Source organism: Streptomyces sp. AM25, from assembly GCF_058146165.1.
In genome coordinates, this window is record NZ_JBKIWN010000012.1 from 140632 (window position 1) to 162350 (window position 21719).

Below are 21719 nucleotides of genomic sequence, written 5' to 3' on the forward strand. Positions count from 1 at the left end.
GGCGGCCTCACCCCGGCCCCCGCCGTGTGTCCGCGGGGGCCGGGTGCGAGGAGCGGGCGGTCAGTGGATGTTCTGGTGGAAGAGCAGGCTCACGTTCGTGTCCTCCGCCCAGGCCTCGACCGAGAACCCGCCCGGCCTGTCACCGGCCGTCAGCACGGGGGACTCGGCGGTGCCGTCGCTTCCGCTGGTCACCTTGGCGGTGTCCACGCCGCCGGGGAAGGTGGCCATGTTCTCGCCGCGGATCTTGAAGGTGACCTCGGCGTCCTCGACGGGGTTGCCGCCGGCATCCTCCACGATCACCTTCATCGGGTGCTCGAAGGACTTCCCCGAGGGCACGGACTGGCCCGCGCCCGACACGTAGCGCACCCGGTCCGCCGTGCCGGGCTGCGGGGTGACGGTCAGCCGGGTGAAGGAGGCGACGGCGTCCGTCTCCGTCCAGCGGGCGGTCACGGGGCAGGGGCCTTCCTTGAGCGGTTTGAGCAGGGAGGAGGTCGCCACGCCGAGCAGGTCGCCCCCGGTCCCGGTCTCCTTGATCTCGGTGGGCTTGCCGTTCTCGAAGACCCCCGCGCCTTCCGCGACGGAGAACTCGATCTTCTGTCCGCCCACCGGTGTGCCGTCCAGCTGCGTCGCCTTGACCTCCAACGGCTTGCGGAAGGGCCGGCCGACGCGGGTCTTCTGCCCGTCTCCGGACACCACCGCGAGCCGGTGCCGGGAGACGCGGCGCAGGCTCTGCTGCCCGGACAGCGCGACCCACAGCCGGCTGTCACCGGACACGGTGAGACCCGACGGGCGGGAGCCTTGGCCCGTGGGGACGGTGGATGCCCTGTTATTGCCGGGCAGCACATAGCCGACCGCGTTGCCGGCGGTGCTCACGAACCACAGCGTGCCATCGGCCGTTGCCAGCATGCGGTTGGCGGGGGACGGAGTCTCGATGCGTGTGAGAGTGCCGCCCTGGACGGTGTACTTGAGAATGACGTTGTCGGTGGTGGCGATCCAGACGGTGTCGCCCGCCGGGGTGATCGTGACGTCCCGGGGTTCGAGACCGAGGCCGATGGGAGCGCCGAAGGCCCCGGTGCTGACGTCGTAGCCGACCAGGGCCTTGCCACCGGGGGACGTCAGCCAGTAGCGGCCCTGTTGCTGCGCCGCGACGGCGATGCCGTAGAGGCCGTCGCGGTACATCGTCGAGTACGAGATGCCGCCGCCGGCCTCGATGAACGCCAGCGAGCTCCAGTCGATCAGCGGAGCGACGATGTGGGAACGTCCTTCACGGTTCTTGCCGAGAGCCAGGGCCCGGCAGTCCGTCGTGCCGTTGAGGGGGTAGACCTGGTACTGGCCGCCGTCGGCACACTTGACGAAGGCCGAGCCGTTCTCCGCAGCGAGGAACGTCCATGTTCCGTGACCGGGCCAGGCGACAAGGGAGTTGGCGTTGCCGGCGACGCCCGGGCCGGGGGTGAAGACAGTGCTTCCCCAGGGGCTGCGGGGTTCGAAGAAGCCGATGACGCCCTGGTCGGTCACGAACCACACGTTTTCGTCGTCGTTCCGCCAAGCCACGTCGACGGCGGTTGCGGCGATGGGGAACTCGTCGGAGCCGGATTCGGGGACGGGCGGCGGCACTGCGGTCGGCATGCTGCTTCTCCTTCCAGGGGGGCGGGAAACGGACCGGGTGGTGCGGGGTGTGCCGCTAGGCCGGCGTGATGTTCAGCGTCGTAGCGGCGTGCGGCTCGGTGTCGCCGAGGCCGACGCTGATGATCGCCTCCTCCTGGATGTCACCTGCGACCACGGGGGGCAGGGCGACCCGGCCCCGCTGGTCGGTGATGATCACGCGTTCGTGGGTCCCGTCCTCGAAGGCCGCTCCCTCGGCCTCGATCCGGCAGGTGAGGGGGATTCCCGGCACGGGTCGTCCGTTGGCCACGTAGTCGACGACGAGAGGCTGGGCGACCTGGTCCTTCATGCGGACTTCCGACTCTCCCTGGTACACGAACTGGGTCCGGCCCAGGAGCGAGGCGGATCCGTAGGGGGGCGGGGGCACGTCGTAGCTGCCGACGGTCTTGCGGTCCGGGTTGGTGTACCAGAGCTTTCCGTCGGCCGCGATGCAGATGCCCTTGGCTCCGCCGCCGTTGGGCAGGCTCACCACGGTGCCGCCGCTGGTCAGATTCTTGTCGAACTCGTGCAGCCCCTGGCTGGAGGCCACCCACAGGTCGCCCAGCGTGCCGAAGGCCAACTGCTGCGGAACGGCGGTGCCCAGATCCTGCGTGCGCTGGGTGCCGGTGTTGAGGTCGAAGCGGATGACCTGGTTCGGGTTGGTGGCGGTCAGCCACACCGCAGTCGTGTCCGCGATGACGTAGTAGGGCTTCTGACCGGGCCGGAGCACCTCGATGCGCTCCCATTGCGTGTCTCCGGGGCGACGGCGGTAGAGGCCGTTCTCGCTCCTGACGGGGTTGCTGGCCCTGTTCTGGCCCGTGGCCCAGTAGGTGTGCGTCTTCCCGTCGGGGAGTGTGCTGACGGCCACGTCCCACAGCCAGGTGCTCTGGCTGACCGGCATGCGGTCGATGTGGCCCCCGATGCTGGGGGTCAGGATGCCGATGTAGCTGTGCTCGGGTTCGGCGAACAGCAGGCTGTACTCGTAGACCGGCGTGGTGGGAGTGCCCGTGTTGGTCGTGCGGAGCTTGATGCTCTCGGCCTTGGCGTCGTCCTCCAGCGGGTAGAAGGTCACGGGGTTGCCACCCGTGGTCTCCATGATGACGATCGGGTCCTGCTGCCGTGGCGGGGCCGGCGCTGCGAACCACACCCGTTGAAGTCCATTGGGGTCTTTGATGATTCCGGCGCTGAGCTGGGGAATCATTGAATGGTTCACCACCATCTGACTGTGGCCGGCGCCCGGGTGAACACGGATGATGGCCTTGTCGCTGGTGGTGACCCAGAGGTAGTTCGCGTTCCCCTGGGCCAGTGAGTGGGGCCTGTAAGCCCCGTTCCCGATGGGATATTCCTGAATGCTGCTGATCTCCGGCACAGCGGTATTCCCTTCGGTCCTGTGGCCGATACCTCAACGCGCCCGGCGCGCACGGCAGTAAGGCAGCAGGAGTGCGCGACGGCAAAGGTGGTGGAGCCCGGCAGTTCGCGCGGGGGCGCGCTCGGGTGGTTGAGACTATGCCGTCAGCACTACCCGCGCACCCGGGCGAACCGGCCACGCGGGGGGTGCTCCTGCGGCTTCCGGACAGGAGATCCGCGGCTTCGGTCCTCCGTGGCGTTCCGGCTGCGAACACCGGCATACGGCCTCGGGAATTCCGCTTGCGTTCTTCCGTGGCGCCGACCGGCTCGCGCGTGTCAAGAGCGCGCGAGCCCTGCCGTTCCGGCGCGGTGCGGTGGCCGGAATTCTGTCAGGAACCGTTTTTCCGGCGCGGATGGCGCGGCTCGTTGGCGGGAAATTGCCACCAGAATGTGCCCGGAGAATCGAACGACCGTGTCAGGGGCGGGGAAGGAGATTCTTGGCCCTGGCATCGCGCTCCGCAGTCGTGCGGTGCTTCATCTCGAGCCCCCGGACCCAGGCGAGATCGGAACGGTTCTTGACCTGAACTCCGTGCAGGACCTTGGTGATCCTGACGCCCTCGCCGAGATTGAGCATGCCGATCCCGGAACCCAGGAAGCGTGCCTGCCGGGGCGCGCCGGGGGAGTAGTCGGCAGCGGACATCCCCGTGACGACGGGGTGGTTCGTCCACTCGATGTTGTCGGCGGGCAGCCCGCCCAGGCCGAACTTCTCGCCGTGTCCCTTCGGGTCCCTGTTGATGTCGTAGAACTGCTTGACGTTCATGGGAGCGGACGTGACCGGGGTGCCGTCCTTCTTCTTCGCCCACGCCCCGCCCTCCACCGGATGCCGGACGAGGGGATGCGGGTGACGCCCCTGCGCGAGGTCCTTTTCAGTGAACTCCTCGTACGGCCGGGGAACTTCGGTCTGCATCGCCACGTAGGCGTCCTTGGAAGGCTTGGTCTCCGCATCGTGCGGGAAGCTCAGCCAGTCCTTACCCGCCGCACGGTCGTCAGCGGCCGTCTTGCGGACGAGCTCGTCGGGGACGTCGTACTCGACGACCGCCCAGGCCCGTTCCGGCGCCTGGTACTGGAGGGCCGTCACGAGGGCGGCGTCGCGGTCCTCCTCCCAGAAGTAGACCCCCTTGCCGAACTCGCCGCTCCCCGTGGGCTGCAGGCCCCCGTCGCGCACCGTGCTTCCGGGCTCCCCGGTGCCCCTTCGCGCCACCAGGAGGTCGGCGTCGGCATCGGACACCCCGCGGTAGAACTTCATCCGCTGGACCGTCGGGGGCTGCTGCGCACTCCCCGTCGCAGCCGGTGCGGCTGCCGCCCCCGGCCCGGCCTGCCCGGACAGCGCGCGACGTGCGCCGTCCTCCGCTGCGCGCTCGAAGCGGTCCCCGGGGTCGCTGACCTTCGTGCCGTCGCCCCGGTCCGTGCCCGCCACCGGCCCGGACCGCTGTTGCAGCACATGGACCAACTCGTGGGCGAGAGTGCGACGGTCGGAGCCGCCCTCGCCGATGACGACATGGCTGCCGGCGGTGTACGCCCGTGCCCCGAACCCGGCGGCGGACCGCCGGGCCGCCGCGCCCGTGTGCAGCCGTACGTCGGAGAAGTCGGCGCCGAACCGGGCCTCCATCTCCTCCTTGAGCGGCAGGGGAAGCGGCCGGCCGGGGGCGCGCAGGACGTCGAGGGGGCCGGACCGCGGTGTGCCCCGCTGCAGCATCCGGGCCGTGGCGGCATTCCCCGCCCTGCGCTGCAGATCCAGGACGACGGCCGCTGCCGGGCCGCCGGGCCGGGCCGACGGCGGTGCGGGGGCGGACGTCCTCGCGGCCGACGGCCTCCGGCCGGGAGCGTGTGTGCGCATGTGGTCCCCTTCCCTTTCCCTGACGGCGAACGGACAGCCCATGCGTACAACGCCGAACTCGACTGTGGGAAGGGGGACTTGCCCTGATACCGGGTGGCCCGGCCACGTCACCGCGTCACCGCCCGGATCGGATCACCGAGGGGCGACCTTGTGGACGGTGGTGTCGTCGGGGTGCAGCCGCCGCCCGTCCGCGGACCGCACTTCCAGTGCGCGGAGGCGCTGTTCGTGCCGGCGGTCGACCAACTGTGAGTGCGGTTCGCCGGGTTCGAAGAAGTGCGCTTCGCCCCACTGCCGCAGCGCCACGATGACGGGGAAGAGCGCCTTGCCCTTCGGGGTCAGGACGTACTCGCGGTAGGCGCTGCCGTCCGAGGCGGGGACGGATTCGAGGACACCGCCGACGACGAGGGTGCGCAGTCGCGTGGTGAGGATGTTCTTCGCGACGCCGAGGCTGCGCTGGAACTCCCCGAAGCGCCGGCTTCCGTCGAAGGCGTCCCGCACGATCAGCAGGGACCACCAGTCGCCGATCGCGTCCACCGACCGGGCGACGGGGCATTCGCTGTCGTCGAAGCGCGTCCTGGTGACCATGGCGTTCCTCCCTCTCGCGACGGTTGCAACATGCTACCGGCAAGGTTACCGTCGCTGCAGTGGTAGCAAGTTGAAACCAGATGCGCGAAGGAGAGTGCTGTGACACTTCGGACCGAGACCCGCAGCGGGGAGGATTCCGCGTTCGTCCTGTCCCGCGGCCTCGTCGCCCTGTTAGCCGTCGCCTGCGGGGCCGCGGTGGCCAACGTCTACTTCTCCCAGCCGCTGCTGGTGACCATCGGTCACGACCTCGGCATGAGCCCGGCGCTCGTCGGCAGCGTGGTCACCCTCACGCACGTCGGATACGGGCTGGGGCTCTTCTTCCTCGTGCCGCTGGGCGACGTGGCCGACCGCAGACGGCTCGTCGTAGCCCAACTGGCGCTCCTGGTAGCTGCGTTGGTAATGGTGGCCGCAGCCCGCACGGCGGCGGTCCTGCTCGCGGGCATGGCCGCGACGGGCCTTCTCGCGGTCGTCACGCAGACGTTGGTGGCCTTCGCGGCATCACTGGCCCCTCCCGCCGCGCGCGGACGGGTCGTCGGACTGGTCACCAGCGGAGTCGTCATCGGCATCCTGCTCGCCCGCACCGCATCCGGCCTCATGGCCGACCTCGCAGGCTGGCGCTCCGTCTACCTCGCCTCGGCGTCGGTCACCGCTCTGCTCGCCCTGGTCCTGTACCGCGTGCTGCCGCGCCACAGCGCCGCTCCGCCGACAACCTTGCGCTACGGACAGCTCCTTCGCTCCACGGTCGCCCTGTTCGCACGGGAACGCCTGCTGCGACTCCGAGCCTTGTTCTGCCTGCTGATCTTCGCCGCCTTCAGCACCCTGTGGAGCAGCGTCGCACTGCCGCTCAGCGAGGCCCCGTACTTCCTGTCCCACAGCGCGATCGGTGCGCTGGGGCTGGTCGGTGTCGCCGGCGCCCTGGCTGCGAACGCGGCGGGCCGCCTGAACGACCGCGGACTCTCCCGGCGGACCACCGGCATCGCCCTGGCGCTGCTCACCGCCTCATGGCTGCCGTTGGCCTTCGCGCGCCACTCGCTGTGGGCCTTGGTCGTCGGGGTGGTTCTCCTCGACCTCGCTGTGCAGGCGGTCCACGTCACCAACCAGACCCTGATCTACGCACTGCACCCGGACGCGGGCAGCCGCCTGATCGGCGGCTACATGGTCTTCTACTCGATCGGCAGCGCCACCGGTGCCATTGCTGCAACTTCCCTTTACGCGGTGGCCGGTTGGGGCGCGGTCTGCGCACTGGGTGCCGCGTTCAGCTGCCTGGGGCTCGTGGTGTGGGTGTTCACTCGGCGCAGCACCCCGGACCCTGCCGCCGAGTGACGCCGCGCGATGAAGCCGGGCGCCCCGCTGGCCTTGCAATGCAAGGCATAAGTTGAATCATGTATTGCTTTGCGTGGTTTTGATCTGGCATTACCTTCGTGATCATATGTGGGGCGTACATCGAGGGCGGCCGGTGGAGGCTGCCCCGACGCGCGCCGCCTTTCCCCGCTGACCACGGAGAAGGGTCGGCCCCTGCGGGGGAGCACGAGGCTCTCGGCCCCACCCCTCCGCCTGCCGCGTCCTGTGCCTGCAGAGAGAATTGGGGAGAGTTGAAGACAAAAGCAGTCAGATGGGTGACCGCCGTCGTCGCCACCGGCTTGATAGCCGCCATGGGGCCCGCGGACGCCTTCGCCGACGGACCGGGCCCGCAGGAGCGGGAGTGGGCCGGCGGCCGGACCGTCGAAGACCCCAAGGACACTCCGGCGAGCGGACTGGCCTATCAGTACGTGCTCCCCTTCTACCAGAAGCACGGGTTCTACCTGCAGGATGCCGCGCCTCCGCAGCGCATCGCCCCCGGCACCGAGCAGACCCTCAGCCTGGGCCGGGAGGACCAGGTGGCCGAGACCACCCAGACCGGCGTCGACGACGGCGGGACGGGCGAGTGGAAGGCCCGGGTGTTCGGGGGCCTGAAGATGGTGGCGAAGGCCGTGGGCAAGGACTTCGGCAAGGAAACCGGCGAGGCCCTCGTCGACGCGATCCTCCCGGACTTCAACACGTCCAGTATCGTCACGGACAAGACGGTCAAGTTCAACGTCACCAACACCATCAACGTGAACGCCAAGCGCGACATCGAAGCGCGCGCCGTCTACTACAAGCTCAAGACGGTCTCCGACACGTGGAAGCGGGAACGGGACCAGGACAAGCCGTCCCTCGTGCGCAGCGGACAGGTCACCGACGCCGTGGTCGGCATGGGCTGGATGCTGACCTGCAAGGACAGTGACGGCCGGGACTACATCTGCCAGCCGGGCAAGGACTTCGTGTCCAAGACCCGGATCCCTGCCCAGGAGAAGAAGTACCTGCCTCCCACCGGGGCCCCGGACCGCCTCAAGCACGAGGACACCGAGGTCGGGTTCTTCCTGTCCGGTGCCCGGGTGAGCATGGAGTACCCCGAGGAGTGCTCCGTGAGTGCGGACAGCGGCGGCAGCGTCACCAGGACCCAGGTCCAGGTCCGGTGCGCCGGGCCGAAGTACCAGGACGGCCCGAAGTTCAGCCACTACCGTGTCCAGTACTCCATCGGCAAGTCCGGTCCCGGGTTCTCCTGGGACAACAACTGGGGGTCAGGCGCACTGACTTCGGACACGGAAGTACAGCAGGACTACCCCAACGAGGCGGCGCTGCGCAACGTCCGGGCCTTCGCGGCGGACGGCCGGAAGCACGGTCTGGGCTTCACCGCCCTGAAGAACGACTCGATCCCGAGCCCGAAGCTCACCCTCAGGATCGTCCCGGTCACCACGGACTGCGCCGATCCGGACCAGGCGGGAGCCCTCGGCTGCCGCAACTCCCTCCAGGGCACGGCCTTCGAGAACGGCATCGACGGCGCGACCGCCGTTCCCGGGTCGGCGACCGACCTGTACTTCTTCAAGGGTGACGGCTACGTCCGGTACAACACCCGGACGGACACGGTCGACTCGTGGGGCAAGGACGGCAAGCTGCTGTCCCTGGCCGAGCTGTGGCCGGGCCTGAAGGGCACCGGCTTCGAGAACGGCATCGACGCCGTGGTGGAAGTCCCGGGCGCGGCGGACAACGCCGTCTACTTCTTCAAGGGCAGCAACTACCTGCGATACAACCTGAAGGAGAACAAGGCCGAGACATGGGGCGGCGACACCCCCGTCCTGCCGCTGGCCGAGCTGTGGCCGGGCCTGAAGGGCACAGGCTTCGAGAACGGCATCACCGCCGCGACCCCGGTCCCGGGCAGGACGGACGCCGTCTACCTCTTCAAGGGCGACCGCTACCTGCGGTACAACCTGACGGAGAACAAGGCCGAGACGTGGGACGGCAACACCCCCGTCCTCTCCCTCGCCGACCAGTGGCCGGGTCTGAAGGGCACCGGCTTCGAGAACGGGTTCACGGCCGCGTCCCCGGTCCCGGGTACGACGGATGCCGTCTACTTCTTCAAGGGTGACCGTTACCTGCGGTACAACGTGACGGAGAACAAGGCCGAGACGTGGGGCGGCGACAGCGCCGTCCTCTCCCTCGCCGACAAGTGGCCGGGACTGGCCGACGCACCCTGGCGCGACCGGAAGTCCTGACTCACCCCGGCTCACGGGAACCCGGCGAAGCATGCCGGCAGACGTTCCCCGAGCCCTCGTGAACCCCGGTCCTCCCAGCGGACAACAGCAGGGCCCTGCCGACGACTTGATCGGCAGGGCCCTGCTGCCGTTGGCGGCGGCCGACGCGTGGGAGGTATCCGGTCGGAGCGCCCGCAGGCCGTGAGTCAGCCGGTGGTGAGGTGGGCTGTGAAGAAGTCGGTGAGCTTGTCGACGGCGGGGTCGACGTACTGCTTCTTGTCGTAGAGGTCGACGTGGCTGGCGCCTTTGATCCAGTGGATCTCCTTGGGGCCGGTGGCGCGCTGGTGGGCCTCGACCGCCATCCAGGCGGTGACGGCGCGTTCGCCGATGATCTGGAGGATCGGGCGGGGGCCGATCGACGGGACGGCGAAGAAGGCGTCGTGGAGGGCCATTCTGTCGATGCTCTCCCAGGCCAGGGTCTTCGCGGAGCGCTCGTGCCGGCCCCGCGGGGTGCAGCAGTACTCGAAACCTTCGACGCCGTGCCGGCCACCGAGCGCGCGGGCCTGTTCGGCGGTCTCCGGGAACAGGGTCATCGTGCCCGGGTCCTCGCCGCGTGCGGCGGCACTGCGGGCCACTGCGGCGGCGTCCAACAGGGCCTGGAAGAGGGCAGGATCCTGGGTCCCGTCGGCGCCGAGACGGAACTGGCGGGCGGGCTCGGCGGTGGACACGGCGGCCACGGCCTTGATGCGGTGGTCGGTTCCGGTGGCGGCCAGCGAGTAGCTGCCGGAGGCGCAGATGCCCAGCAGCCCGATCCGGTCTGCGTCGACCGCGTCGAGGGCGGTGAGGTAGGAGACGGCGGCCTTGAAGTCCTCCACCCGCTGGGCGGGGTCCTCCAGGCCCCGCGGCAGACCACCGGATTCGCCCTGGTGAGCGGCGTCAAAGGCGAGGGCGACGAAACCGCGCTCGGCCATCAGCCGCGCGTACGTGCCGGAGGTCTGTTCCTTCACGCCGGTGCCGGGATGACCGACCACGAGCGCCGGCCGCGGACCCGACGCCGGTGTGTCGGGGATGTAGAGGTGGCCGGCGAGCGGGATGCCGGCGCTGTCGAAGCTGACGGTGGTCCTGGCCATGAGGCACTCTCCCTGAGACGGTGATGACGTGTCGTAACGCGCCCGCGCGGCGGACCCGGGGCGGGCGCACGCCCACGATTCACCGGCCTCCGCACGAGCGGGAGAGCCAGGTTTCTGCCTGGGAAGGAACTTGCCCCCTCACCCATGCGCCATGGCCACAGCGGCGCAATGACACTTGAGCGCATGACTTCACACTCCGACTCCCGGGCGCTGGGAGCCTTCCTCAAGGCCCGCCGGGCCCGGCTGACACCGCAGGAGTGCGGCCTCGCCGCGACGGACTCCGCCCGCAAAGTCGCCGGACTGCGCCGCGAGGAGGTCGCTCGACTCGCCGCCATCAGCGTGGACTACTACACACGGCTGGAACAGGGCCGTGTCCGGGCATCCGTACCCGTGCTCACCACCCTGGCCCGCGCCCTGCGCCTTGACGACGACCAGCAGAGATACCTCTACGAACTCGCCGGCCGAACCGACGCCCACCCAAGCCGCCGTCGCCCCGCCCAGCGCCTGCGTCCCGCCATGCGACGTCTGCTCGACCAGCTGACGCAGACCCCCGCGCTCGTCCTCGGCAGACACCTGGACATCCTGGCCTGGAACCCCGCCGCCATATCCCTCTACATCGACTTCGCCGCCGTCCAGGCCCGACAACGCAACTACATCCGGCTGCTGTTCACGGACCCGGTGATCCGGCAACTGCATCGGAACTGGGCCCACGACGCCCGCGAAGCCGTCGCCGCGCTGCGCATGGAGGCCGCAGCCGACCCCGACGATCCCGACCTCGCCCGGCTCGTCGGCGAACTGTCCCTCCAAGACGCCGACTTCCGCACCTGGTGGGCCGAGCACCGCGTCAACAGCACCAGTTACGGCACCAAGCACTACCGCCACCACCTGGTGGGCGACCTCACCCTCGATTGCGACACCTGGGCCAGTCCCGACGGCTCCGGACAGCGCCTGATGGTCCTGACCGCCGAACCCGGCAGCCCCTCCCACGACACCCTGTGCATCCTCACCTCGTGGGCGACCCGGCAACCGAGCACCGCCCCTGCCGACGACCGACGCTCATAACTCCCCCTTGGGGATACCCCCACCTCCACGTGGTGGCCCGCCGGATGGGCAACGGCAGTTGCATGCGGCGATCGTGTCGTGACCAGGTTTTCCGCTCACCTCGCGGCAACGGCCCGACACGCAGGTGCCGGGAGCCGACTGACCGTCAGGCATAGCGGAAGACCACCCGGAGAAGCACGAGGGGGAACAGTGGATCGTCCCATGGAGCGCGCTCTCGCGCGCCGCACGCTGCTGGCCGGTGCGGTGGCAGCCGGTGCGGGAGTCGCGTGGGGAACCGCGGGAACGGCTGCCGCCCACGGGCGGGAACAGCCCGTGGCACAAGGGGCGGTGGACGCCGGGGCGGCGCGCCTGAATCGGAGGCTGATCGAGCTGCGGCGGGACATCCACCGGCACCCCGAGGCGCCGGGCCATGAGCAGCGCACCGCCGGTGTGGTGGCCCGGGAGCTGCGGGCTGCCGGGCTGGCCGTCACCACCGGGGTGGGCGGCCACGGCGTCGTCGGCGTCCTGCGGGGCACACGTCCGGGCCGGACCGTCGCCTACCGGGCGGACATGGACGCGGTGCCGCCCAAGGACATCGTCGGCGGTGGCCCGGCACCGGCCCACCTGTGCGGGCACGACATCCACACCACGGTGGCCATCGGCGTCGCACAGGTCCTGGCGCGGCTGCGCCGGCAACTGGACGGAACGGTGGTCTTCCTCTTTCAACCTGCCGAGGAGACGTTGTCGGGAGCCCGTGCACTGATCGACGCGGGCGTGCTGGAGCGCACCCGCGTGGAGGAGGTCCACGCTCTGCACTGCGGGCCGTTCCCCGTCGGCCGGTTCGCCGTGACCCCGGGCTTCGGGATGCCGGGCCAGGACAAGGCGGAGGTGACGCTCTCCGGGCCCGACGCGCCCGATGCCGCGCGGCGACTGGCCGCCGAGATCGGCGCGCTCGCCACGGTGGCACTGCCGCAGACCCCCGCGGACCTGGAGAGGATCGTCGCCGACGCCCGGACGCCCAACGGGCCGCTGGCCCGGTTCGTGGCCGTCCGGGCCCAGGCACAGGAGGCCAAGGTGACGGTGGCTTACCGCTGTTGGCCGCAGGAGCGATACACCGAGGTACGCCAGAACATCCGCCGCCTGGTCACCTCGTACGCGGGGGCCGAGGTGAGCTTCCCTGCCGCCCCCTTCCCGGCCATGGTCTGTCCGGAGCGCGACGGCCGCGTGCTCGCCCACCACCTGCGTCGCACACTCGGGGGCGATGCCGTCACCGAACTCCGTGCCGCCTTCCCACCCTTCAGCGGCGAGGACTTCGCCCTCTACCTGGACCGTCTCCCCGGCACGTTCACCTTCCTCGGCGTCCGCGCCCCCGACGCCCCCATCACCACCAGCTACCCGCACTACCCCGACTTCGCCCCGGACGAGCGCGCCATCGGCCTCGGCGTACGGACAATGGCGGGCTGGATCGCGGAGCGGACCCATAGGTAACGGAGCCTGCCCGGCGGGCCCGACGACGCGGTTCTTCCTGGCCAGGACCGTGGGGGACACTGCAGATCATGATTGACGATCAGCCGCGCACCATCACGGTCATGGCCGACTACAGTTGCTATCCGCTCTGGATCCCCGACGTCTTCGACAACGTCTCACCGCACGATCCGTCCTTCGCTCTGACACCGGACCTGGCCGGGCGACTGGATGCCTGGGCCGCGGAATTCGACGGCATTCTGTGCTGGGACGACCCGGCATCGTCCGCGTTCCCGTCGGAGCAGGCCGAGGAGGCCTTCTACGAGACCGGTGAGGCACTCGCCCGGCAGCTCGCGGGAGAGCTCGGGCCTCGCTGGAAGGTCAGGTACCACGACGGCCGCATCGGGGCCAGACGCGACATCCCGTAATACGCACGGGTGGCATCCGGCGCCGTCACCGTAGTTCCTCCGCGTTCAGCAGAAGGCGCTCAGGTGCCGGTAGAGCTCCTTGTGTCCTTCCGAGTCGGGGTGCAGGCCGTCGACGAGCAGGTGGGGTTGGTCGCGGAGCGGTTCCCACATGTCGAGATAGTCGATGTGACGGTCCGCGCACCAGCTCTCCAGGGCCGCCCGCAGTGCGAGTGCCCGCGCCGTGGTGAAGCGGAGGCCCTCGTAGTCGCCGGTGCGTGTCTCGTCGAGCCAGGTCGGTCCGAGGACGACCATGCGCGCGTTGTGCCGCTGGGCTGTCGCCGCCAGGGAATCGAGGTGGCCCGCGATGTGCGCCAGTCCGTCCTGGTCGGTGTCCGACGCCGCGAGCGGCACGGCGGAGTCGTTGATCCCGGCGGCCACGACGAGCGTGTCGGGGTGACGGGGAGGCAGGAGCGAGGGGGTCTGCTCGCCGGCATCCGCCAGGGTGCTGCCGGGGATGGCGAGGTTGAAGACGCGGTGCTCGCTCTCGTTCGCCCCGATGTGGGCTGCCGCCAACTGCGCGGCCCAGCCGCCCTGGGGGTCGCAGCGCCCATAGGCGATGCTGTCGCCGACGATCACGATGCGCGCCGCCGAGCGAAGCGGCCTGGCGTCCAGATAGGCCCAGGCGGTCTCCCCTGAGGACAGGAGTACTCGCCGCCGGGCGTAGTCGGCGACCTCGTAGTCGTCGGCGGCGGCCAGTTCCTGGTCGCTCAGGCGCAGGACGGCGCCCTCGACCGTGCCGCCGAGCCTGCGCTCCAGCGTCAGGTGCACGTCCTGGCCGCTGGTGGCGATCACGGACTCGTCGGTGATGGCCAGGGGCCGGGTCGTGTATCCGGCCAGGGATGCCGCGGTCGTCGGTACGGTGCGCCCGAAGAGCGCGGTCTGGACGTGCTGGTCCAGCAGCGTGCCGAAGGAGAACAGGGTGTGGGGGCGGGACTCGGTCACCGTGAGCGCCGTGGCCTTTCGCTCGGAATGATCAACTCACTCTACTTTCCACGACGGCAGGCAGCGCCACAGCCCCGACTCCCGCAAGGGCCTGCGCAAGAGGCCACTTGGACAGGGAAAACGCAACTTCGACACAGCCCGCAGAGGTGGCTACCTTCACCTGGCGTTCGGCGGTCGCCCACGGCCGGACAGGGGTTTCTTCATGCTCAGCCACCCGCCACGGGACGAGTTCGTCACGCCCCACGAACCCTCGCCCTCATGAATGAGCCACCGCACCGGGTCCACACCAGGCACCCCGACCAGGGAGAGACGCATGCCCCATCTTGCTCTGTACACGTTCAGCGTCCTGAAGTCACCTCTCGCCGATCCCGCACCTCTCACGCGCGAGTTCTACGACATCGGTGAGGCCGTCTACCGGAAGATCAGCCAGCACCCCGGATACGTCGCTCATGCTGTAGCGGCAGATGGTGACCGGGCCTCACACTTCGCGTTGGACTGGGGTGCATGGGGAGAGTTCGCCGTACCGGCCTGGTACGGCAAGGGCCGTACGGTGGAAAGCATCGCACTGGCCGCGACCCTCTCTCTCTGGACCGACCTGCGCCCCGCCTTCGACGCCATCTACACCGGTCTGCACCGTGCGGCGCTGAACAGGCGTTACGACTGGTTCGAGAGGACGGAACACCCGAATTACGTGTTCTGGTGGGTCCCCGACGGCGTGATACCCACCTGGCAGGACGGGGTTTCCAGGCTGGAGCACCTCCAGGACCGCGGCTCCACGCCGCACGCCTTCACCTTCCACCACTCGTTCGCCCCGGACGGAACTCCGACCAGGATCAAAGGCATCGGGCCGAAGAGCGACCAGGTTCGCTGACAAGGAAGCCTGAACGACTGGGTTCGCAGAGGCGTCCACCAACCCCGGCACGCACGGCTGCGTGACCGTCTCGCCAACCGGCGGGCGCAGCAGGGGCGGTGGACGCCGTCGCGCGGAATCAGGGTGTGCCGGGCACCGTCCACTGCTGGGTGCGCGCGCCGGTGCAGTCGCGGATCTGCAGCGCGGTGCCGTCGGCGGTGGACGGCGCGGTCAGGCAGCGGCCGGACGCCGGGTTGCGCAGGCCGCTGCCGGAGCGGACCCACTGCTGGTTGGCGCCGCCGGTGCAGTCGTAGACCAGGACCGGGGTGCCGTTGCCGGTGCCGCTCTCCGCGACGTCCAGGCACATGCTGCTCTTCATCAGGTGCAGGGCCTTGTCCTTGCCGAGGACCCACTGCTGGTTGTCGTTGCCGGTCGGCCGGGCCAGGACGGCGGGTCTGCCGGTGGTCCCACTGGTGCCGGTGACGGCCTTGCCACCGGGCTCGGTGACGGGGCCGCGCACCGAGTTGCCCAGGGCGTTGCTCTGTACGCTGCCGGTGCTGTTGACGTCGATGCGGCTCGCGTTCGGGCAGCTCGTACTCGCGCTGGTACCGGAGATCTTGGCCTTGACCTTGCCGTCGTCGCCCTCGGGCAGGCCGAAGCGCGCCTGGGAGTAGGGCTGGTCGCTGCAGGAGGCCCGGGAGTCGCTCCACTCGAAGTACTCGGTCCAGTCGACCATTCCGTCGGGTGCTATCCGGTCCGAGGCGGCGCGGATGCTGCCGAGTTTGAAGGAGTTGCCGGTGGTCTCGTCGGTCACCGTGACGCCGAACCAGCGGTTGCCCTGGTGGGCGACCCGGGTGCGGTAGGTGTGTCCCTGCTGCCAGTCGTAGGCGATGCGGCAGCTCTTGCCCTCGCCCTCGCCGCCGAAGTCCACGCAATAGCTGCCGGCGGATCCCGGCTTCGCCTCCGTCGCGTCCCAGACGGAGAACAGGAACATGCGCTTCTCACCCGGGCCGTTCGCCTGCATCCCGGTGTAGGCGCCGTTGCCCTTGGTGAAGCCGAACTGATGGCTCCAGAAGACGTTGGCGGCCCGGCCGGGGTCCTTGGTGACCGTGGTGCGGAAGGTGACGTTCGACAGGCCGTTGGCGCTGCCGGGGAAGCTGTAGTTGGTGTACGAGCCGGGGGTGTCGGACGCGGCTGCGGGGCCGGCCGTGGCGACGGCGGTGCCCGTCACGGAGGCGAGGACCGTGGCCGCGGCGATCCAGCGGCGCAGGACCGCCGGTCGGGTCGGTGAAATCATGGGGGGTCTTTCATGGGTGGGGGACGGGGGAGCCTGTTCGGCCTGGTGATCATAAAGACGAAAGTCCCTTGTGCGAAAAGGCTGTTGCGGGTTATCCGCAAAGTGGCAGGTCCGGCAACATCGGCCGACCAGGACGCGGCTGCGGCCGCTCGATGACCCGGGCCGCCGCGCGCTGATCCGGCCTGGTCCGTGAGAGAGGGCCGCCGAGTGGGATCGGCGGGTGGGCTCGCCGAGTGGCGTTCAGCGGCACAGGGTGCGCAGGGCGGTGAGGCAGTCCGCGGCCCGGCGCTGTGCGTCGGTGTCGGTGCTGGCCCAGGCGATCCGGGCGTCCGGCCGGATGAGGACGGCGGTGACGTCCCGCCAGATCGGATGCGCCGCCTTGGAGTCGACGGTTCCTGCCCGCTGCTCCAGGCCGTCCGCGGGGCACGGTGTCCGCGTCCCGTCGAGGTCCAGCAGGAGTGGTCGGCCGTGGTGCATCAACGGGTGGGCGGTGGGTACGCCGGCTGTGTCCAGGGCGAGGCCGGCCAGTCGGGTGCCGTTCAGCGGGTGCGCGCCGGGTGGGGTGTCGGCGGGGAGCGGGTCGTCGAATCCGGCGATCCGGCGGGCCCACTGGCGGTTGGTCTGCGGTTCGTCGAGCGCGGCGGACCAGACCTCGCGCAGCGCGATCTGCTCCGGGCTCGCCGCCGCGAACAGGGCGAGCTGTGCACGGGTGTTGTCGATGACGGCGCGGGCGGCCGGCCGGCGCTCCGTGTCGTAGCTGTCGAGCAGTCCGTCGGGTGCCCGGCCCTGGAGGGTGGCGGCCAGCTTCCAGCCCAGGTTGGTGGCGTCCTGGATGCCGAGGTTCATGCCCTGCCCGCCGGCCGGGAAGAACATGTGCGCCGCGTCCCCGGCCACCAGCACCCGTCCGGCCCGGTACCGCGCGGCCTGGCGGGTGGCATTGCCGTAGCGCGAGAGCCACCGGGGGTTGCGCATGCCCAGGTCCCGCCCCAGCAGCGTGCGGGTCTGCTCGCGCACCTCCTCCAGGGTCAGCGGTTCGGCGGTGCCGTGGTGCATGGTGGCCGTGGACAGGCCCGCCAGCCGGTGGACGCCGTCGCCGATCGGGGCCGCCAGGAACGAACCGGCCGGTCCGGTGGCGGCGAGCGGTGCGGCGGGCGGTGCGGCGGGCGGATCGTCGAGTTCGACGTCGGCGAGCCACCCGGTCAGGGTGGTGTCCTGACCGGGGAAGCCGATGCCGGCCGCTTGGCGCACCGTGCTGCGGGTGCCGTCGCAGCCCACCACCCAGCGGGCCTGCACGGTCCGATGGGTGCCGCCGGCCCGGATCACCACCTCGACGGCGTCCGGCCCCTGGGTGAGCGAGACGACCTCCTCCCCGCGCAGCACTCGGGCGCCCACGGCGACCGCGTGCTCCTCCAGGAGCTGTTCGGTGACGGACTGGCCGAGCGCCAGCATGAAGGGGTGCACCGCCCCGACCGTGGAGAAGTCCAGCCGGGTGGTCGCCGCGCCGAAGTGGCCGGTCGGCACCGGGGTGCCGCGTTCGATGAAACGCTCCGCGAGACCGCGGGTGGCGAAGGTTTCCAGCGTGCCGGCCTGCATGCCGACCGCGCGCGAGCGTCCGTCCGGTACCGCCCGGCGTTCCACGACGGTCACCTCCACCCCGTGCAGGCGCAACTCCGCGGCGAGCCAGAGCCCCACCGGGCCGGCCCCGGCGATGAGCACATCGAGCACGACAATCACTTCCTCTCACTTTTCGGATGATGCGCCGTGACGGCGGCGCGCCGATGCACTGGGACCGGCGCGGCCGCGTGGCGTCAGGTGGGCAATGCGGGCGATGCGGCTCAGCGGGCGCTGCCGAGGTTCCGGTCGGCGTCGGCGCCTTCGAGCATGAGGGTGGTCTCCTCGATGCGGCGGAAGCGGCCGTCGGGGGCGAACTCGCCGAAGAGGTAGACCTCCATGCGGACGACGGAGCCGTCGGTCTTGACGACCTCCATCGTGTGGCGGTCGGCGTAGCGGTCGCCGGACGAGAGCTCGTCGTGCACCTCGACCGAGCCGCCGGCGACGACCGTGCGCAGGTGGGCGATGTGAGCGAGGAATTCGGTGCGGTCCGCCCAGCTTCCGTCGGTGCGCTGGCGGTAGTCGGGGGCGAAGTGCCGGTCGGCGGCCTCGTCGAGGCCGAGGCCCGGGGTGAGGAGCAGGTCGGTGAGGGCGGCGCGGACGTCGGTGCGGTTCATGGGGATTCCTTCGGTCGGGTGCGGGAGTGGCCCGCTGTACATCGATCGGAGATGCGTGCCTGAAGCACGCTTATGACTGTACAGGAAAAGCGTGCGGCGCGCACGCTAATCTGGAGGGGTGAAGAACTCGACCGGACACGACATCGCCGATGCGCTGGGCCTGCTCCTGCGGCGGAGCACGCGCGCCCACCTCTACACCCGGCTGACCGAGGGGCTGGGGGAAGCAGTCGACGACCTCACGTACCCGGTCCTCAGCGGCCTGGCCCGGACCGGAGCGTGCAGCGCCGCCGACCTGGGCCGCGAGATCGGACTCGACCGCACCACCGTGACCCGCCGCGCCGACCGGCTGGAACGGGCCGGCCTGCTCCAGCGCCAGCCCGACCCGGCCGACGGCCGCGCGACCCTCCTCGCGCTCACCGAGCAGGGCCACCACATCGTGTCGGTCACCAGACACCGCCTGGCGGCCGGCATCGAATCCTCGCTCGCCACTTGGCCCCAAGAGGACGCCCAGGCCTTCGCACGCCAGCTGCGCCGCTTCGTCGACGAGGGACCGTTCGGCGCCGAACGCCACTGACGGCCACACTCTGGCCCCGCCTGTCAGCCCCCGTCCGTCGGTCCGGCCGTGATGGCCGCAGGCGCGGAGACGCTCAGTGCGGAAGCACCCAGCCCGGTGCCCAGGTCCCGGCGGCGTCGTGATCGGCCGCTGTGGCGGTGAGGTGGGCGCGGAGGGTGGCCAGCGCCGGGTGGGGGTTGTCGCGGTGCCACAGGAGCGAATGCGGGTAGACGGGCGTCGGGTCGGTCACCGGGATACGGCGCAGGTCGTGGCCGGCGGGCCAGACGAGGCGGGTGTACTCGCTCATGAAGGTGGCCAGGGCCGGGGTGTCGGCGACGGTGTCGAGGAGCGCGTCGGAGCCGAAGTTGGGGCCGGTCGCCTCGATGGTGAGGCCGAACTCCGCGACGAGGTCGTCGTAGTAGGCGGCCCACTCGCTGCCGGGGACGATGCCGGGCATCCAGATCCGGTGCTCGGCGAGTTGAGCAAGGCGCACCGACCGGGCGCCCACCAGCGCGTGGGCGGGGCCGGTGAGGAGCTGGAGCGGTTCGTCGAGCACCCGGACGGACTCGATGTCCTCGGGAAGGGGCCGGCCGGGCGCGGCGACGGCGCGGAAGGACGCGTCGATCGCACCGGATCGGATGGAGGCGACGGCCGTCTCGATGTCGAGCAGCATCAGCACGTCGAGGCCGGTCTCGGGGTACGCGTGGTGGAAGCCGCGCATCAGGCCCGATGCCGCGCCGCGCGAGTTGATCACGTCGACGCGCAGCGGGCGGCGGCCGGTGCGCACGGAGGCGACCGCGCGCTCGGCGGCGCGCAGCAGATCGCGCGCGTGGGGCAGGAACGCCTGCCCGTCGATGGTGAGCTCGGCGCCGCGCGGTGTGCGGGTGAACAGCCGCACGCCGAGGTCGCGCTCCAGCGCGGCGATGCGCTTGGAGACGGCCTGCTGGGTGATCGACAGGTCGGCGGCGGCCTTCTGGAACTGGCCCGCTTCCGCGACGGCGGCGAAGGTGCGTACGGCTTCGAGATCCACGCCGATCCACCTTAGTGAACAACTGACGGTTGTGGAGAGACGGCGAGGCGGTTGTTTGACCTGTGGTTGTGCTGCTCGCTTAGCTCTCATCGGTCAACGTCGGTTTGTTCGAGTGGGACGTCGAGGGGGCGCGCTGAGCATGAGGGGCAGGAGAGCGTTGGGCCGGCAGTTCGGCTGGCTGTGGGCGGCGTACGCGGTCAGCGCCTACGGGTCCGGGCTGGGGTTCGGGGCCCTACCGCTGATCGCCGTGCTGGTGTTGCACGCCGGTCCCGTCGAGGTGTCCGCACTGTCCGCGGTGGGGCCGGCGGTGGGCGCGCTGATCGCGGTACCGCTCGCGCCATGGGTGGAGTTCCGGCGCAAGCGCCCGGTCATGATCGCGATGGACCTGACCCGGTTCGCGGCCATGGCGACGATCCCGGTCGCCTACGCCTTCGGCCGACTCGCTTTCGTCCAACTGCTCGTGGTCTCGGCCGTGGTCGCCACGGCCAAGATCGCGTTCAATGCGGCCAGTGGCGCCTGCCTCAAGGCCCTCGTCCGGCCAGAGGACCTGCTCGTGGCCAACGCGCGGTTCGAGTCCACGAACTGGAGCTCCATCGCGGTCGGGCCACCACTGGGCGGGGCGGCGATCGGCCTGTTCGGACCGGTCACCACCGTGGTGGCCGACGCGCTCAGCTACCTGCTCTCCGCGCTGGGCGTCACCGCGATCCGCGGCCGGGAGGAAGCCCCGAAGGCGAGCGACGAGAACCCGGTCCGCACGGGCGCACTCCTCGACGGCTGGCGGCACATCATGGGCGATCCCGGCCTGCGGGCGCTCTACCTCAACAACATGCTCGTCTCCGGCCTGATCATGGCCACCGAGCCGCTGCTCGCGGTGCTCCTCCTGCGCCAACTCGGCTTCCCGCCCTGGCAGTACGCCCTCGCCTTCGCCGCCCCCTGCCTCGGCGGACTCATCGGCTCCCGGCTGGCCCACCGTGTCGTGGCCCGCTACGGACGGCACCGGGTCTTCCGGACCGTCGGCACCCTGCGCGCCGTCTGGCTGATCGGCCTGGTCTTCATCCGTCCCGGCGTCGTCGGCCTCGTCACCGTGATGGCCGTCGAGCTGGCGATCATCATCAACATGAGCCTGTACACCCCGGTGCTCGCCACCTACCGGCTCGAACGCACGCCCGAACACCTCGTCGCCCGCACTTTGACGGCCTGGGCGATCGGCCAGCAGACGTCCATCGCCCTGTGCACCGCGCTCGGTGGGCTGCTCGCGGACATCACCAGCCCACGCACCACTCTCACGGCCGCGGGACTGCTCATCCTGGCCACCCCGCTTCTGCTGCCCCGACGCGACCAAGTGCCGCGGCACGAGCCGGAACCGTCCTTCAGTCACTCATGACACGCCACAACGTTCCGCCACCGCAGCGCGCAGACCACAGTCGGTCCGCCAGTGCGCATCCGCGCCGACCGGGCACACCACCAGCACCAGCGGCGCAGTCCTGTCCACCGCCATCGACGCGGCCGACCGCGACTGCCGGCTCCATGTCCTGTCCGACGGCGTCGCCGACCCGTCCTCCGAAGCCCACACGCCCTGCTCCATCACGTCCTCCCTTCACGCGCCCACGTGATCGACACCGCCGAACTGCCCGCTCTGCTCCGGGCCGACTGACCGGAACCACGCACCGACCCCACCCTCGGCTGCCGTGCTCGG

18 protein-coding genes are annotated in these 21719 nt (G+C 70.4%); 8 read left to right on the plus strand and 10 right to left on the minus strand.

Annotated elements, in window-relative coordinates; genetic code table 11:
- Nucleotides 1-60: 60 nt before the first annotated feature.
- The 4 genes from ACLHRZ_RS18020 to ACLHRZ_RS18035 all read right to left on the minus strand — a co-directional run bounded on the left by ACLHRZ_RS18020 (nt 61) and on the right by ACLHRZ_RS18035 (nt 5470).
- Complete coding sequence (locus ACLHRZ_RS18020) at nt 61-1626, minus strand: hypothetical protein (protein ID WP_490419470.1); 1566 nt, start codon at nt 1624-1626, stop codon at nt 61-63.
- Between the two features lie 55 nt (nt 1627-1681).
- On the minus strand, nt 1682-2737 hold the full coding sequence (locus tag ACLHRZ_RS18025; protein WP_490419471.1) for an NHL repeat-containing protein: 1056 nt from the start codon (nt 2735-2737) through the stop codon (nt 1682-1684).
- A gap of 726 nt (nt 2738-3463) precedes the next feature.
- A complete protein-coding gene (locus ACLHRZ_RS18030; RefSeq protein WP_490419472.1) occupies nt 3464-4885 on the minus strand; it encodes an eCIS core domain-containing protein in 1422 nt (473 codons plus the stop codon).
- Between the two features lie 132 nt (nt 4886-5017).
- Nucleotides 5018-5470 carry a winged helix-turn-helix transcriptional regulator gene (locus ACLHRZ_RS18035; protein WP_490419473.1) on the minus strand — a complete coding sequence of 151 codons (453 nt, stop codon included), beginning with the start codon at nt 5468-5470 and terminating at the stop codon, nt 5018-5020.
- A 99-nt stretch (nt 5471-5569) separates the two neighbouring features.
- Between ACLHRZ_RS18035 and ACLHRZ_RS18040 the strand changes: the two genes are divergently transcribed.
- Nucleotides 5570-6793, plus strand: coding sequence for an MFS transporter (locus ACLHRZ_RS18040; RefSeq protein ID WP_490419474.1), 1224 nt, complete (start codon nt 5570-5572; stop codon nt 6791-6793).
- Between the two features lie 293 nt (nt 6794-7086).
- Nucleotides 7087-9042 (plus strand): hypothetical protein, encoded by a 1956-nt coding sequence (locus ACLHRZ_RS18045; protein WP_490419475.1) that lies wholly within the window; start codon nt 7087-7089, stop codon nt 9040-9042.
- Nucleotides 9043-9227: 185 nt separating this feature from the next.
- Here the strand turns inward: ACLHRZ_RS18045 and ACLHRZ_RS18050 are convergent, their stop codons facing one another.
- The gene (locus ACLHRZ_RS18050; RefSeq protein ID WP_490419476.1) at nt 9228-10151 is read right to left on the minus strand and encodes an alpha/beta hydrolase; all 924 of its coding nucleotides are present in this window, start codon (nt 10149-10151) and stop codon (nt 9228-9230) included.
- A 183-nt stretch (nt 10152-10334) separates the two neighbouring features.
- On the opposite strand from ACLHRZ_RS18050, the gene ACLHRZ_RS18055 reads away from it, so the two are divergent.
- The 3 genes from ACLHRZ_RS18055 to ACLHRZ_RS18065 all read left to right on the plus strand — a co-directional run bounded on the left by ACLHRZ_RS18055 (nt 10335) and on the right by ACLHRZ_RS18065 (nt 13084).
- Entirely contained in the window at nt 10335-11213 is an 879-nt protein-coding gene (locus ACLHRZ_RS18055; protein WP_490419477.1) for a helix-turn-helix domain-containing protein, read from the plus strand.
- A 201-nt stretch (nt 11214-11414) separates the two neighbouring features.
- The gene (locus tag ACLHRZ_RS18060) at nt 11415-12680 is read left to right on the plus strand and encodes a M20 metallopeptidase family protein (RefSeq protein ID WP_490419478.1); all 1266 of its coding nucleotides are present in this window, start codon (nt 11415-11417) and stop codon (nt 12678-12680) included.
- 68 nt (nt 12681-12748) lie between these two features.
- Nucleotides 12749-13084, plus strand: coding sequence for an immunity protein CdiI family protein (locus tag ACLHRZ_RS18065; protein WP_490419479.1), 336 nt, complete (start codon nt 12749-12751; stop codon nt 13082-13084).
- Between the two features lie 45 nt (nt 13085-13129).
- On the opposite strand, the gene ACLHRZ_RS18070 is transcribed toward ACLHRZ_RS18065, so the two are convergent.
- Nucleotides 13130-14065: a GDSL-type esterase/lipase family protein gene (locus ACLHRZ_RS18070; protein ID WP_490419480.1), complete on the minus strand. Its 936-nt coding sequence runs from the start codon at nt 14063-14065 to the stop codon at nt 13130-13132.
- A 313-nt stretch (nt 14066-14378) separates the two neighbouring features.
- On the opposite strand from ACLHRZ_RS18070, the gene ACLHRZ_RS18075 reads away from it, so the two are divergent.
- Complete coding sequence (locus ACLHRZ_RS18075; protein WP_490419481.1) at nt 14379-14936, plus strand: DUF3291 domain-containing protein; 558 nt, start codon at nt 14379-14381, stop codon at nt 14934-14936.
- Nucleotides 14937-15054: 118 nt separating this feature from the next.
- On the opposite strand, the gene ACLHRZ_RS18080 is transcribed toward ACLHRZ_RS18075, so the two are convergent.
- From ACLHRZ_RS18080 to ACLHRZ_RS18090, 3 genes are all read right to left on the minus strand, one after another.
- Entirely contained in the window at nt 15055-16212 is a 1158-nt protein-coding gene (locus ACLHRZ_RS18080; RefSeq protein ID WP_490419482.1) for an RICIN domain-containing protein, read from the minus strand.
- A gap of 240 nt (nt 16213-16452) precedes the next feature.
- Nucleotides 16453-17937: an FAD-dependent monooxygenase gene (locus ACLHRZ_RS18085; protein ID WP_490419483.1), complete on the minus strand. Its 1485-nt coding sequence runs from the start codon at nt 17935-17937 to the stop codon at nt 16453-16455.
- A 110-nt stretch (nt 17938-18047) separates the two neighbouring features.
- Nucleotides 18048-18440, minus strand: coding sequence for a nuclear transport factor 2 family protein (locus ACLHRZ_RS18090; RefSeq protein ID WP_490419484.1), 393 nt, complete (start codon nt 18438-18440; stop codon nt 18048-18050).
- Between the two features lie 118 nt (nt 18441-18558).
- Between ACLHRZ_RS18090 and ACLHRZ_RS18095 the strand changes: the two genes are divergently transcribed.
- Nucleotides 18559-19014 carry a MarR family winged helix-turn-helix transcriptional regulator gene (locus ACLHRZ_RS18095; RefSeq protein WP_490419485.1) on the plus strand — a complete coding sequence of 152 codons (456 nt, stop codon included), beginning with the start codon at nt 18559-18561 and terminating at the stop codon, nt 19012-19014.
- A 73-nt stretch (nt 19015-19087) separates the two neighbouring features.
- On the opposite strand, the gene ACLHRZ_RS18100 is transcribed toward ACLHRZ_RS18095, so the two are convergent.
- On the minus strand, nt 19088-20023 hold the full coding sequence (locus ACLHRZ_RS18100; RefSeq protein ID WP_490419486.1) for a LysR family transcriptional regulator: 936 nt from the start codon (nt 20021-20023) through the stop codon (nt 19088-19090).
- A 139-nt stretch (nt 20024-20162) separates the two neighbouring features.
- Between ACLHRZ_RS18100 and ACLHRZ_RS18105 the strand changes: the two genes are divergently transcribed.
- Nucleotides 20163-21407, plus strand: coding sequence for an MFS transporter (locus tag ACLHRZ_RS18105; protein WP_490419487.1), 1245 nt, complete (start codon nt 20163-20165; stop codon nt 21405-21407).
- The last annotated feature ends 312 nt before the right edge of the window (nt 21408-21719 follow it).

What these genes read in the sequence shown, in the direction of transcription:
- ACLHRZ_RS18030 (WP_490419472.1), bottom strand. Translation starts at nt 4,885, where the DNA reads ATGCGCACACACGCTCCCGGCCGGAGGCCGTCGGCCGCGAGGACGTCC.
- ACLHRZ_RS18075 (WP_490419481.1), top strand. Translation starts at nt 14,379, where the DNA reads ATGCCCCATCTTGCTCTGTACACGTTCAGCGTCCTGAAGTCACCTCTC.
- ACLHRZ_RS18025 (WP_490419471.1), bottom strand. Translation starts at nt 2,737, where the DNA reads ATGGAGACCACGGGTGGCAACCCCGTGACCTTCTACCCGCTGGAGGAC.
- ACLHRZ_RS18050 (WP_490419476.1), bottom strand. Translation starts at nt 10,151, where the DNA reads ATGGCCAGGACCACCGTCAGCTTCGACAGCGCCGGCATCCCGCTCGCC.
- ACLHRZ_RS18020 (WP_490419470.1), bottom strand. Translation starts at nt 1,626, where the DNA reads ATGCCGACCGCAGTGCCGCCGCCCGTCCCCGAATCCGGCTCCGACGAG.
- ACLHRZ_RS18080 (WP_490419482.1), bottom strand. Translation starts at nt 16,212, where the DNA reads ATGATTTCACCGACCCGACCGGCGGTCCTGCGCCGCTGGATCGCCGCG.
- ACLHRZ_RS18055 (WP_490419477.1), top strand. Translation starts at nt 10,335, where the DNA reads ATGACTTCACACTCCGACTCCCGGGCGCTGGGAGCCTTCCTCAAGGCC.
- ACLHRZ_RS18060 (WP_490419478.1), top strand. Translation starts at nt 11,415, where the DNA reads ATGGAGCGCGCTCTCGCGCGCCGCACGCTGCTGGCCGGTGCGGTGGCA.
- ACLHRZ_RS18105 (WP_490419487.1), top strand. Translation starts at nt 20,163, where the DNA reads ATGAGGGGCAGGAGAGCGTTGGGCCGGCAGTTCGGCTGGCTGTGGGCG.
- ACLHRZ_RS18090 (WP_490419484.1), bottom strand. Translation starts at nt 18,440, where the DNA reads ATGAACCGCACCGACGTCCGCGCCGCCCTCACCGACCTGCTCCTCACC.
- ACLHRZ_RS18065 (WP_490419479.1), top strand. Translation starts at nt 12,749, where the DNA reads ATGATTGACGATCAGCCGCGCACCATCACGGTCATGGCCGACTACAGT.
- ACLHRZ_RS18035 (WP_490419473.1), bottom strand. Translation starts at nt 5,470, where the DNA reads ATGGTCACCAGGACGCGCTTCGACGACAGCGAATGCCCCGTCGCCCGG.